Source organism: Paraburkholderia sp. SIMBA_027, assembly GCF_046535315.1.
Taxonomy (GTDB): domain Bacteria; phylum Pseudomonadota; class Gammaproteobacteria; order Burkholderiales; family Burkholderiaceae; genus Paraburkholderia; species Paraburkholderia tropica.
Genome location: NZ_JAWRWY010000012.1, coordinates 67,521 through 80,484, shown reverse-complemented (window position 1 = coordinate 80,484; position 12,964 = coordinate 67,521). Strand labels below are relative to the sequence as shown.

12 protein-coding genes are annotated in these 12,964 nt (G+C 61.7%); 3 read left to right on the top strand and 9 right to left on the bottom strand.

The genetic code is table 11. The features are described 5' to 3' along the window. Positions 1 to 19: 19 nt before the first annotated feature. From SB764_RS22790 to SB764_RS22780, 3 genes are all read right to left on the bottom strand, one after another. Positions 20 to 817 carry a transporter substrate-binding domain-containing protein gene (locus SB764_RS22790; RefSeq protein ID WP_074983488.1) on the bottom strand — a complete coding sequence of 266 codons (798 nt, stop codon included), beginning with the start codon at positions 815 to 817 and terminating at the stop codon, positions 20 to 22. A 284-nt stretch (positions 818 to 1,101) separates the two neighbouring features. Beyond that, entirely contained in the window at positions 1,102 to 1,593 is a 492-nt protein-coding gene (locus tag SB764_RS22785) for an Lrp/AsnC family transcriptional regulator (protein WP_065062500.1), read from the bottom strand. A 10-nt stretch (positions 1,594 to 1,603) separates the two neighbouring features. Further along, positions 1,604 to 2,251, bottom strand: a complete 648-nt coding sequence (locus tag SB764_RS22780; protein WP_080180517.1) for a helix-turn-helix domain-containing protein — start codon at positions 2,249 to 2,251, stop codon at positions 1,604 to 1,606. A gap of 263 nt (positions 2,252 to 2,514) precedes the next feature. On the opposite strand from SB764_RS22780, the gene SB764_RS22775 reads away from it, so the two are divergent. Continuing rightward, positions 2,515 to 4,716, top strand: a complete 2,202-nt coding sequence (locus SB764_RS22775; RefSeq protein ID WP_410864988.1) for a TonB-dependent receptor — start codon at positions 2,515 to 2,517, stop codon at positions 4,714 to 4,716. Here the strand turns inward: SB764_RS22775 and SB764_RS22770 are convergent. Genes SB764_RS22770 through SB764_RS22760 form a run of 3 tightly spaced genes read right to left on the bottom strand, consistent with a single transcriptional unit; the run spans position 4,713 to position 6,496 of the window. Further along, the gene (locus tag SB764_RS22770; protein WP_410864986.1) at positions 4,713 to 5,597 is read right to left on the bottom strand and encodes an MBL fold metallo-hydrolase; all 885 of its coding nucleotides are present in this window, start codon (positions 5,595 to 5,597) and stop codon (positions 4,713 to 4,715) included. The two genes, SB764_RS22775 and SB764_RS22770, sit on opposite strands and share 4 nt — an antisense overlap. 18 nt (positions 5,598 to 5,615) lie before the next feature. Continuing rightward, positions 5,616 to 5,942, bottom strand: a complete 327-nt coding sequence (locus SB764_RS22765) for a hypothetical protein (protein WP_183715113.1) — start codon at positions 5,940 to 5,942, stop codon at positions 5,616 to 5,618. An 8-nt stretch (positions 5,943 to 5,950) separates the two neighbouring features. Beyond that, complete coding sequence (locus SB764_RS22760; RefSeq protein WP_410864984.1) at positions 5,951 to 6,496, bottom strand: sugar ABC transporter; 546 nt, start codon at positions 6,494 to 6,496, stop codon at positions 5,951 to 5,953. Between the two features lie 162 nt (positions 6,497 to 6,658). Between SB764_RS22760 and SB764_RS22755 the strand changes: the two genes are divergently transcribed. After that, positions 6,659 to 7,564, top strand: a complete 906-nt coding sequence (locus SB764_RS22755; RefSeq protein ID WP_074983478.1) for a LysR substrate-binding domain-containing protein — start codon at positions 6,659 to 6,661, stop codon at positions 7,562 to 7,564. 51 nt (positions 7,565 to 7,615) lie between these two features. Here SB764_RS22755 and SB764_RS22750 read toward each other — a convergent pair whose 3' ends face one another. After that, positions 7,616 to 8,818, bottom strand: coding sequence for an MFS transporter (locus tag SB764_RS22750; RefSeq protein ID WP_410864982.1), 1,203 nt, complete (start codon positions 8,816 to 8,818; stop codon positions 7,616 to 7,618). 107 nt (positions 8,819 to 8,925) lie between these two features. Between SB764_RS22750 and SB764_RS22745 the strand changes: the two genes are divergently transcribed. Beyond that, complete coding sequence (locus SB764_RS22745) at positions 8,926 to 9,831, top strand: LysR family transcriptional regulator (protein ID WP_410864980.1); 906 nt, start codon at positions 8,926 to 8,928, stop codon at positions 9,829 to 9,831. Positions 9,832 to 9,892: 61 nt separating this feature from the next. Here the strand turns inward: SB764_RS22745 and SB764_RS22740 are convergent, their stop codons facing one another. Continuing rightward, positions 9,893 to 11,449, bottom strand: a complete 1,557-nt coding sequence (locus tag SB764_RS22740) for a methyl-accepting chemotaxis protein (protein ID WP_074983475.1) — start codon at positions 11,447 to 11,449, stop codon at positions 9,893 to 9,895. Between the two features lie 201 nt (positions 11,450 to 11,650). Further along, a complete protein-coding gene (locus SB764_RS22735; protein WP_410864978.1) occupies positions 11,651 to 12,964 on the bottom strand; it encodes a c-type cytochrome in 1,314 nt (437 codons plus the stop codon).

The window sequence follows — 12,964 nt, the reverse complement described above, 5'->3', positions numbered from 1 at the left end:
AACTGAAAACGAGTAAGCGTTATTGCGTGACGTTCGAACCGGCGCCGAACCACTTGTCGTTGATCTTCTTGAGTTCGCCGTCCTTGCGCAGTTGCGCGAGCGCCGTGTTGAACTTCAGGCGCAGATCGTCGTCCTGTTTGCGCACGGCGATCGCCACACCCTCGCCCAGCGCCTGGCTGTCCTTGCCCGTGTACGCCGGACCGATCAGGCCAAAGCGCTGCGCATTTTCAGGCTTCGAGAGAAAGCTCGAATCGATCTGCGCCTGATACGAAAAGTGCAGATCGGCGCGGCCCGAAGCGAGATCGAGATACGGCTCGCTGCCCGACTCGTAGCGCTTGATCGTCGCCACATTGCCGAAACGCTGCGTGATGAAGTTGTCCATCGGCGTGCCCGTCTGCACGGCGATCGTCTTGCCCTTCAGTCCCTCGGGTGTGATCGCCAGATGTTCGCTCTTCGGGCCGACGAAGCGATAGACCGGAAATTCATAGACGTCGGTGAACGCCATCACGCGCTTGCGTTCCTCGGTGATATTGAGCGACGAGATCAGCGCGTCGTATTTCTTGCCGAGCAAACCGGGGAACATGCCGCTCCACGCCGCGTTGATGACGTTGCATTTCACCTGCATGCGATCGCAGAGCGCGTGAATCAGGTCGATGTCGTAGCCGGTGAGGCTGCCGTCGGGCGCGACGGATTCGAACGGCGGGAAGGTGGCGTCGGTGGCGACATTCACCTGGGTCCATTCTTTCGCGTGCGCGAGCGGCGCACCAAAAGTGGCGCAGGCGGCGGTAATCAGCAGTAGGCGGGCGTAGCGTTTCATCGTCGGTCTCGTGAGGTGGCTTGCTGGATGGATTTCGGGGCGGCGCATCAAGGCGCACCGCGCAGGTATTGGCGTGCTAACGGTATCGATCTGGTTAGCGGTTTCTCGCTGGAATCCGGCGTCAATTATTGCGGCGCATAAACCGCGAGTCATGTCGAAGGACGTCGTCACGGCAGCGCATTTGCGTCGCAGTTACGCGCTTGACGACCGATTCCGTCGCATCATTTAATTCGGATGACGAATCAATCAGTTCGGAAAAAGAAATGGAGTGCCCCATAAAAACCTTAGAACGCCAGCGTTTGCTTGATTGCTGCCAGCTCCGGGCTGCTGGCGATCTTGTCGATATGAAAGCGTGCGTCGTCGAGCCAGGTTTCGGTCAGCTCGCGGTAGTGATGCATGTCGCGGCACTCCATACGAATCAGATAATCGAACTGCCCGCTCACCAGATAGACGTCGAGCACCCACGGCGCGCTCGCGAGCGCGGCTTCGAAGGCGGTTTGCGCGGCGCGCCCGCTCTGATTCGACAGCGCCACCTGCACGAACAGCGTGAGGCACGGCGCTACGCGGCGCATGTCGATCAGCGCGCCGTAACCCGCAATCACGCCCATTTTTTCGAGCTTGCGCACGCGTTCGAGGCACGGACGCGGCGTGAGATTGACGAGTTCGGAGAGCCGCTGATACGTCACGCGCCCGTCGCGGCGCAACACGTCGAGAATCGCGTGGTCGATGCGGTCGAGGTTCGCGCTTTCGTGCGCGCTCGGGGCGTGTCGTCGCATGGCGGACTCGTCAGATCGGCGGCGCGATGACCCAGACCGCCACGGCGGGCTGCGTCTGCGACGGGTTGCGCCACGTGTGCGCGAGCGTCGGCGGAAACGTGAGCGTGTCGCCGGCTTTCATCGAATACAGTTCGCCGTCCACCACCATGTCGAGTTCGCCCTCCTTCAGATGCACGAAGTCGACGGCGGCGTTGAGCTTGTACGGCTCCGGGCCCGAGCCGCCGCCCGGCTCGATGACGGACAACAGCGCCATCAGATGCTCGTTGCCCACGCCCGCGATCAGATACTCGTGCATGCCCTCGCCGCCCAGGCTGATCGGCCGGCCTTCGCCCGCGCGCACGAGGTTGGTCGCGGGCGGATCGAACAGCGTGCCCGGACGCACGCCGATCGCATCGCAGACTTTAAGCAGGGTGGCGACGGACGCCGACACCGCGTCGCGCTCGAACCGGCTCAGAAACGACTTGGTCACGCCGACGCTGTTGGCCACCTGCTCGATCGAGAGTCCGCGCGCCTTGCGCAGCGTGCGCAGCCGCTCGCCAAGATTGATGTCGTCGCGCACGGGCCGCAGCGGACCCGTGGGTCGGCGCACGGCTTCGGCGAGTTCATCCTCGGCACGGATTTTCGTGGACTTCGCAGCAGTGGCGGGTTTTCGCGGCATGCGTAATGAGTCGATTCAGGAAAAGGTGTCCTGATAGTACACGAAAGTTTCCTTTGTCAAAAATAAACTCGGACGCAACTTTTGTCGCCTGATTGTCAACTTTTTGCGCATCAAGAAGGCGCATACGACGGTGTTGTATCGACAACAATATTTGTAAACATTTGCTGCATTCATCTCGCATCTATCTTACAATTGATAATGATTCGCATTCTGATGCGCGATGCACCGGCGCGCCCTTTTTCTCTAACAACAATCGACACACCATGTCTCAACGGGAATTTCACGCGCCGGGCAGCCAGCGCACCGCAGTCGCTCGCGCAATCCACACGCTTGCTTTCGGCGTGATCGCCACGGCCGCGCTATCGGGCGCGGCGCACGCACAAACCACCACGAAGCCGGGCGACGCCTCAGCGGACGCGAACGCGGTCCTGCCCGCGGTGGTCGTCAAGAGCACCTCGGCGCCGGGCGCGCTGCCCGCGCCTTATGCGGGCGGCCAGGTCGCGCGCGGCGGTGGGCTGGGCGTGCTGGGTACGTCCAATGTCATGGACCAGCCGTTCAGCACGACTAACTATACTGAGCAATTCATTCAGGACACGCAGGCGCGCACGATCGGCGATCTCGTGGTGAATAACGCCTCGGTGCGCACCGAACAGAGCAGCGGCGGTTTCGGCGATGTGTTCGAGATTCGTGGCTTCGCGGTGCAAGCCACCGACGTCGCGCTCAACGGTCTGTACGGCATGGTCTCGGCCGCGCGCGTGCCGGTGAATCTGCTGCAACGTGTCGAGGTGCTGCAAGGCCCCGGCTCGCTGATGTACGGCATGGGTCCTGGCGGCAGCGTCGGCGGCGCGATCAACATCGTCACCAAGCGCGCCGACGACGAACCGCTTACGCGTCTCACCGCGCTTTATCAGTCGAAAAGCCAGTTCGGCACGGCGGTGGATATTGGACGCCGCTTCGGCAGCGAAGGCCAGTTCGGCATTCGCGTGAACGGCCAGATCAAGGATGGCCAGACCGGCATCGCGCACGGCAATCAGCTTCAGGGCGATAGCTCCGTGGCGCTCGATTACCGCAGCAAACAATTCCGCTGGTCGCTCGATGCGTATAACGTTTCCGAAAACACCGACGAACTGCGCTCGCAAATTGGCTTCGGCACCGCGACGGCCGTGCCCGCCGTGCCGTCCGCGTACAACAATCTGTATCCCGGCTCGAAGCTCAAACTGCGCGACACGGCCGTGATGACGCGCGCCGAATACGACTTCAACGATCACGTGACCGTGTATGGCGCCGTGGGCGAGCATTACGGCACTTCCGAGCAGAACTTCCCGTCGGCGAGCGGCATGACGAACGACGGCACGTTCAGCGTGCGCAACGGCTATTACGACCAATACACGCGCACGAAATCGGTGGACGCCGGGCTGCGTTTTCACTTCGACACCTTCGGCGTAAAGCACACGCTGGTCACGGGCTTCACGAGCCTGAATCAGGAAATCGGCTATTTCTACGCGCTGGGCGCAACGTCTTCGGCGGTGCCGTCGAATCTGTACAGCCCCACTCCGCTTCCGGCGATGACCACCGCGCGCGGCGACATGCAGCGCAGCAGCCAGACGCGCCTGAACAGCCAGCAGGTGATCGACACGATGTCGTTGTTTAACGACCGGCTGCTGATTACCGGCGGCTTCCGTCGACAAACGATTGGCCTCGACAACTACAACACGTCGACGGGCGCGCGCACGAGCACGCTCGATCAGCAGGCGATCACGCCACTCGCGGGCATTGTCATCAAGCCGCTGTCGAATATTTCCGTGTACGGCAATTTCACATCGGGTCTGACGAACGGCGGCACCGCACCGGCCGGCACGGCGAACGCGGGTCAGGCGTTCGCGCCTTACAAGTCCAATCAATATGAAGCGGGCGTGAAAGCCGATTGGGGACGCGTGCTGACTTCGGTGTCGGTGTTCCAGATTTCGCAGCCGAATGGCGTGACGAATCCGCTCACGAACATCTACGGTTACGACGGCACGACACGCGTTCGCGGTCTCGAACTGGCCGCGTACGGCGAGGTGTTCCGCAATCTGCGTCTGATGGCGAGCGCGACGTTCTACGATCCGAAACTCCAGGGCACCGCGGGCGGCACGAACGACGGCCACGATCCCGCGGGCGTGCCCAAATTCGCCTTCAATCTCGGCGCCGATTACGATCTGCCGTGGATTCCGGGCCTGAGCGTGAACGGCCGCATCATTCATACGGGCGCGCAATACTACAACGCGACGAATACGCTGCGTCTGCCGGCGTGGACACGTTATGACGTCGGCGTGCGTTACGGCATGCAGGTGCTCGGCAAGGACGTGGTGCTGCGTGCGAATGTCGAGAATCTGTTCGGCAGCCGCTACTGGATTCAGCAAGGCACGTATGTGACGAATGCCGCGCCGCGCACGTTGCTGATGTCGGCGGAATTCAACTTCTAAAGCGCGTTCGGCGCGTCTTGCCGAACCGCTTGCGGGGGCATGGCTTCGCGCTCATAGCGCAGGTCATAGCCCCCTTTCTTTCGCGCAATGCGCGCAAAGCCGAGTTCGCCAAGATGCATCCCGGCGACTAACAGCCCTTCCGAACTGACCACGTCCAGCAAACGCGAACGCGTGCTCGCCGCGAGCGAAGCATCCTGATCGAATGCGATCGACACATCGGGACGCTGAATCTGAATATGCGGAAAATGCACCACGTCGCCCCAGATCAGCAGACTGCGTTCGCGCGCTTCGACAATATAGCCCGTATGCCCTTCCGTATGCCCCGGTAGCGGCATCGCGCGGATGCCGGGCAGCACTTCGCCTGCGTCGAACGCGCGGATATCGCCATAAGCGTCGAATACGCGGCGCGCGATTTCGAAGTTTCCGCGCGCGCGTTCGCTGGCGCGCGCCAGATTCGCATCGTCTTGCCAGAAGCGAATTTCTCGCGTGTTCACCACGAGTTCAGCGTTGGGAAAAGCCATGCGTCCATCGGCATTCACCAGCCCGCCGACGTGATCGGGGTGCGCGTGCGTGAGCAGAATGGTGTCGATCGCCGACGGCTCGATACCGGCAAGCAACAGGTTATCTTGAAGGCGTCCGCCCCATTGCTTGATGCCGCCAGCGCCGCCGTCGACAAGAATAATTCGCCTGGCTCCGCGCAGAAGATAGCAATTGATATGCACGGCAGTCGGCGTTTGCTCACCGGCGTCGCGCTGCATTGTCGACGCTTCGGTCGCGTCGATATTCGAAAGGAAATCGAGGCTGGCATTGAGATAGCCGTCGCTGATGGCGTGGATCATGAAATCGCCTGCTTGATGACTGGGAAAAGATTGCGTGGACATCCTGATTCTCCAGACTGCCTAATTGCGTGCGTGAATCGTCGAAGCCGCGTAACCAAAACAACGAATACGCGCCTTGAGGCCGGTACGCCGGGTAATCGCGCCGTCGAGACTTTCCATGAAGCGGTCCATGACCGCTGCAGTACGAAACGCGTTGAGCCGATACCGGATTTCCGCGAAAACGGGTTGGCCGTATCCATGCCGAACGGCGGAATAAATCACGTGAACATTGCCGATTTCCGCTTCGAGTTTCTCGGTGCAGAGTTCGACGCAATCGCGCGACAGTTCGCCAAGCTGCGCATCGGACGGCATCCGGTCCGCGCGAATATGGAAAGTCAGGTTGGGCATCGCGATGCTCAGTCTTTCTGGCCGGACGATATCGCACGCGCGCTGGTCAATTGATCGGCCATCGGTGCGTAAAGATAGATGCCTGCGGGCAAATCCTCCGCGCGCGGCGCATTGCTCCGAGGCAGCACCGCGAGCCAGCGCTTCTCCGGAAACCTCTCCAGGGCCACGGCCTGCATCGCCAAGGGTTTCAGGCCCAACTGAATCAGCGGATCCGGGCCGTTTGCGCTAAGCACGAGCCATTCATCGGCTTTCACTGCGGGCGCGAGGCCAATATCGCTGTAGAGATTCCGGTGCCAGTCCGTAATGTGTTGCTGCCACTTCGCGAAATTGCCGCCGCCTTTCTGGCGATATTCCTCGCTCGTCAACACGTCGAGACTGTCGACCGTGTGCATGGCGAGATAAACCGGGCAACCCGCGCTCATCGCCTTGAATCGTTGTGAGCTGCGAAAGCCGGTCACCGAAATGAGCGCGGGCAATTTGTCGAGGCTATAAAAGGCGTTCCACTCGGCCTCGCTATGCGGATCGGCGAAACTGCATTCCACGGTGTAGATCATCGGTTGGTCCTTCGAAACGGATTAGCGTGCGCGCATTCATTGCGGTTTGGTAATGGTAATCTGGGGTCTGCCGCATAGATAACGAAATAAAGTCAGCCTTCAATGACATTTAATCAAGCTGACGATCAACACCCTCAGCACGCTAGAACGGAGAGAACCGCAGTGCGCCGCAAGATTCCCAGCCATTCCGCGCTACTCGCTTTCGAAGCCGCAGCCCGACACGGCAGCTTCGCCCGTGCCGCCGAAGAACTGGCGCTCACCGAAGGCGCGATCAGCCGCCAGATCGCCCGGCTGGAAACATTTCTGGGCGTGTCGCTGTTTAAACGCGTGGGTAATCGCGTTCGGCTCGCGCCCAATGGCACGCGCTACGCGGCGCAGGTCCGGGAGATTCTCGATCGGCTGGAGCGCGACAGTCTGTATCTGATGGGGCAACCGGCCGAAGGCGCCAGCATCGATATCGCGGCCATTCCGACTTTCGCCACGCGCTGGCTGATTCCCCGCCTCAAGCGTTTTCAGCAGCGCCACCCGAATGTGACCGTGCATATCGCCGAATGCATGGAGCCTTTTCTGCTCGCAGGCAGTGGTTTCGACGCCGCGATTCATTTCGATCACCCTGCGTGGGCGGGCATGCATCGACATCATTTGCTGGAAGAAGTGCTGGTGCCGGTGTGCAGTCCGGTGCTGCTCGCGGAGGCGGGTGACAACGCGTCGCTCGATGCGATGCCGCGCCTGCATAGACGGCAGAATCCGGATGCGTGGCAGGTCTACGCGCAAGCGTCCGGCATCGAGCTGACGAATTCGGCGATTGGCGCCCGCTACGATCTGCATGCGATGCTGATCGAGGCCGCGCTTGCGGGCCTCGGCGTAGCGCTGGTGCCGCGTCTGTATATCGGCGCGGAGCTGGCCGAAGGCCGTCTGGTTGCGCCGTGGCCCGACGCCGGGAGTGTGGCGAAAAACTTTTGCCTCGTACTGCCCGAGCCGATCGAATCGAGTGACGGGCCGCTCCAGGCATTTGCACACTGGCTGCTTGAAGAAGCCCGAGGCGTGGCGATGGAAAACCACGCTTGAAAACCATGATTGAAAACCGCGATCGGAACGCTTATTAAAAGCGACGCGCTGTTAACAAGCGCGTTCGCCGCCCATGCGCGCAATCAACGGCACCAGTAGAACCGCCACGACAGCAATAGCCGCCGCCACATAGCCAATATCGGCAACGCCGAGCTTATTGATCGTCAGACCGCCGATGATCGCACCGAGTCCAATCCCGGCATTCGCCATCGACACATTCAGCGTGCCCGCCAGCGCTTGTGAATGCGCCGACGCCCGCATCACCCGAACCTGACAAATCGGGTAGAGCGCGGTATTCGCCAGCCCCCATACGCCGAGAGCGATCACGAGCATGAACGCATTGCCGATCAACAGCGTCGATGCTGCCATGCCGACTGCCAGCACGAGCGCCGCGATGAGCGTCGCGCGCAACGGGTCCTTGCCGACCATATGTCCGCCGATCCAGTTGCCCGCGAGCCCCACGACGCCGAAGCCCATCAGCCACCAGCCCACGGCGTGACGGGGAATGTGCGCCACGCGTTCGAGCAGATCGGCGAGATACGTATAAGACGTGAACATCGCCGTAAAAACGAAAACTGAAAGAACGAGATTGGCGAGAAATATCGGATTCCTGAGAATGCGCATTTGATGGGCAAGTTCAAGGCGCGCCGGTTTTTGAAGCACAGGCATCACGAACAACAGCAGCACCGCCATGGCCAGCGAAAGCGCGGCAAGAATCCAGAACGTACCGCGCCACCCCACGGCATTGCCGACGAGCGTGCCAACCGGTATGCCGAACACCATCGCCGCCGCAATGCCCATATAGACGTTGGAAACCGCTTTACCGCTACGCGCCGGACCCGCAAGTTGTGCAGCGGTTTCGCTCGACGTGCCCCAGAAAACCGGCAGCGCGAGCGCGGGCAACACGCGCCCCAAGGCCAAGATCCAGACGTTCGATGCCATCGCGACGAGCGCATTCGAAAACGCAAAGAGAAACAGCAGCGCGACGAATAACTTCTTTCGGTCGACATGCGAAACGAGCCCGGTAAGCACCGGCCCGAATAACATCACCGTGAAAGCAAACAGCGTGACCAGACGGCCCGCGTTGGCAATGGACAAACCGAAATCGCGCGCGATACCCGGCAGCAATCCGACGATGATGAATTCCGTCGTGACAATCACGAATGCCGAAATAGCCAGCAGCAGCACGGCCAGCGCGCCGTGTGCGGGCGCCGTTCCGTGTTGGGCCGATGTTGTACGCGACGTGGTGGACACGAGCACCTCCAGTTTCAAGGCCTCGAAATCTATCATTGACGCACCAGAAAGTCGTGCGGCAATATTTCAAGCGATTGTTTCCATCGAGTCCACAATAAGGGGTTGCCGTGTTGCCCACCGAGCGCCTGAAAGGCATCGAAGCCTTTGTCGCCGCTGCGGAGTCAGGCAGTTTTACCGCCGCCGCCGACCGCCTCAATCTCACGACATCGGCTATCAGCAAAGCCGTTGCCCGGCTGGAATCGCGCCTGGATTGCAAGCTGTTCACGCGCACCACGCGCCGTCTCGCGCTGACCGATGAAGGCACCGCGTTCTATGCCACCTGTTCGAGCGTGCTCAAAGAACTTGCCGACGCCGAAGCTGTTCTCGCGGCGCATGGATCGGAGCCGATCGGGCGCCTGCGCATCGATCTTCCGGTCGCCTTTGGACGATTCCGCGTCATGCCCGTGCTGCTGCGTTACGCACAGCGCTATCCGGCAGTGACGCCGCGCGTCACGTTCACCGATCGGTTCGTCGACGTGATTGAAGAAGGAATTGATATTGCGGTGCGTATCGGCGTCGCGCAAAACGGACCCGATGGTCTCGCGCGCCGACACCTCGGCACGGAGCGCCTGATTTTCTGCGCGTCGCCTGCGTATCTGAAACGTTGTGGCGTGCCGCGCGATATTGAATCGCTGATGCAACTCGATCGCGTGTTATATGGGCGCGCGGATGGCGGTATTTCCGCCTGGCGATTTAGCGAAAACGCAGGGGCCGAGCACCGCGACCGGCCTGGTCGGATGGTACTCGGCAGCGCGGAAGCGCAGGTCGAAGCGGTGAAATCCGGACTCGGCGTCGCGCAACTGGCAACGTGGCTGATCCGGCACGAACTGGACAGCGGCGAGCTGGTCGAGATTCTGCCCGAGCATGCGACCGAAGGCTTGCCGCTTTACCTCGTCTGGCCGGCGAGCCGGCAACTGATTCCAAAAGTGGACGCGCTATTAAAACTGCTCACGAATGAATTACGTATCGATTAATCGACGTAAAACACCGCGGACGATTGCAGCCCGTTAAGCCGCCATCGTCTGATTTGCGTAATCACGCACGCGCAAGACGAAACACCGACACCGCTTCGCGCATGCGCTGCGATTGCGCTTCCAGCGCCCCCGCCGCAGCGGCCGCTTCTTCCACGAGCGCCGCATTCTGCTGCGTCACCTGATCCATCTGGCTCACCGCATGACCGACCTGTTCGATGCCGTCGCTTTGCTCGGCCGTGGCCGTCGTGATTTCGCCCATCAGCGTCGCCACATTACGCACGGCGCCGACGATTTCGCCCATCGTATTGCCAGCCTCCGTCACGAGCGCATTGCCGCTTTCCACACGGTTGATCGACTGGCCGATCAGTTCCTTGATATCGCGTGCCGCGCCTGCGCTACGCTGTGCGAGCGTGCGAACCTCGCCGGCCACCACGGCGAAACCGCGCCCCTGTTCGCCTGCGCGCGCCGATTCCACCGCGGCATTGAGCGCAAGAATGTTGGTCTGGAAAGCGATGCTGTCGATCATGCCCGTGATCTCGGCGATCTTTTTCGAACTCGCGCTGATCTCCGCCATCGTGCGCACGGCGCGGCTCACCACGTCGCCGCCCTGCTGCGCGAGATCGGCCGCGCCGCCCGCGAGCGTACTGGCTTCGCGAGCATGCTCGGCGTTCTGGCGCACCGTCGACGTCAGTTGCTCCATGCTCGCCGCCGTTTCTTCGAGCGACGCCGACTGCTGTTCCGTGCGGCTCGACAGATCGAGATTGCCTGCCGCAATTTCGCGCGCGGCCGTATGGATCGCTTCGCAACTATCGCGCACGCCGGCCACCGTCTGCGTGAGTCCCGACTTCATACGCTGCATCGCCGCGAACAGCAGACCGATTTCGTTGCCGCTCGCTTGCGGCACCTGCACCGTGAGGTCGTTCGAGGCGATGCGATCGAGCACGTCCGCCGCGAGCGCGAGCGGCTGCGACACCACGCGGCGCAGCGCGAAATGCGTGGCGACGATCAGCGCCATCGCGAGACTCACGCCCAGCACCACCATGCCGACGATCCACTGATACTGCGTGTTGGCGTTCGCGAGGCCGGTTTCGGAAAGCTGATTGGCCAGTTGCTGAAATTGCTCGACATTGGCCGAATAGGCCGCACCCGATGACGTGATCGCGCTGTCGTTGAGCGTAGCGTACGCGCCGGTATCGCCGCTCGCGAGCGCATCGCGGGCACGCGCGAGATTCGTCGCGAGTTGCCCCGACGAATCGATCAGGCTTGCCTTGAGCGTTGCGTCCATGCCGTCGAACGGCACGGCCTTCTGAAACGCCTGCGTTTCGCTCGCGGATAGATCCAGCGTGCGTTGTGCGCTCTTGAGCGCGGCGTCGCGTCCGGCCGTATCGTTGCGCTCCTTGAGCGCGGTGTAGGCGCGCATCAGCGCCGAACGCGTGCGCGCGGTGTCCTTGTAGGCATCGTTGACGAGAATGGTTTGGCGCGCCATTTCCCGCAACGATTGCGTATTGCCATTCGCGCTATGCAGCGCAGTGATGCCCATCAGCCCGCCCAGCAGAATCATCGTCGAGAAGATGGCGAGGACAGCCAGCAGGCTGGCCCGTACGGTTACATTGCGCATGCTGCGGGTGCCGGCGGTGGCCGATTGGTCGTTGAGATACTTGCAATAACGGCAATAATCGCGCGCTGCTTTAGAGGTCGTTTAAAAAGTCTTTTCATCAGACTTTTTAAACCAGAAGATGCCCTGAAACAGTGCGAAAAGCTTTAAAAAAAAACGGCGCCACGCATCGCGCGGCGCCGCTTTCTGCGGATCGCTGAAACCTCAATCGTGGTGCATTGTGCTTCGCACTTTCGCGACCTGACCGGCGTCCACCGCGCCCGCGTGATTCGACCAGCCGCCGCGCACGAAAGTCGCCAGCGCGGCCACTTCGTCGTCGCTCAAACGATAGGCGAAGCCCGGCATCGGCAGCACCGACGGTGCCTTTGCCGTCGAGGGCGTTTGCGCGCCCGCGAGAATCACGTTGATAAGACCGGTCGGGTCCTTCGCATTCACCACGGTCGCGCCGTCGAGATGCGGGAACACGCGCGGCGCGCCCTTGCCGTTCACGAAGTGACACGCGCTGCAATTGTCGACATAGAGCCGCTCGCCGAGCGTCAGATTCTGCGCCGCCGTCAATTTAGCAGTCGTCGCGCTCGCGCCAGTGGGCGCTGCCGCTTGCGCGGTCTCCGACGCCGACAAGGTCTTCAGATACGCCGCAATCGCGTTGAGATCGGCGTCGCTCAAATGCGAGGTGCTGTGATAGACCACCGACGTCATTTCGCCCGCGACCGCCGCCTGGCTGTTGCGACCCGTCTGCAGATAATCGACGATGTCCTGCTGGCTCCAGCGCGACATGCCGCGCAGCGCGGGCACGTTCCAGCCGTTGAGCTGGCCGCCCGCGAGGAACAACGCGTTGCTGCTGTCGAGCGCTTTCTCGTTCATCGCGAAGCCGCGCGGCGTGTGGCAACTGCCGCAATGGCCGAGGCTCTCGACCAGATACGCGCCGCGGCGCACCTGATCGCTCGCGCCGTCCGGGCCGCTGAACGGTTTATCCGACGTGAATGCCCAGTTCCACAGTGCCATGCCCCAACGCTGGTTGAACGGGAAGCTCAGCGAGGTTTCCGGCGCGGCATCGTCGCTCGGCGCGACGCCCTGCATGAAGTACGTGTAGAGCGCGTGAATATCGGCATCCGACACCTTCGCGTACGACGGATACGGCATCGCCGGATACAGATGCGAACCGTCGGCGCGAATGCCCTTGCGCACGGCGGCGGCGAACTGCGCCTCGGTGTAGTTGCCGATGCCGTTCTGCTTGCCCGGCGTGATGTTGGTCGAATAGATCGTGCCGATGTTGCTCACGATCGGCAGCCCGCCCGTATAGGGCTTGCGGCCCACCGCACTGTGACACGCCATGCAGTCGCCCGCACGCGCCAGATATTCGCCCTGCTTGATGAGCGCGGCTTGCGCGGCTTGCGTGCTTTGCGGATTCTGCGCAGCCGCGCCGGTTTGCGCCAGCGCCGAATCGGCGGCAAACGCAGCGCCGAGCGTCACGGCCGTCACAAGAGCCGCGGACGTAAAGGTCTTGAGGAAATTCAT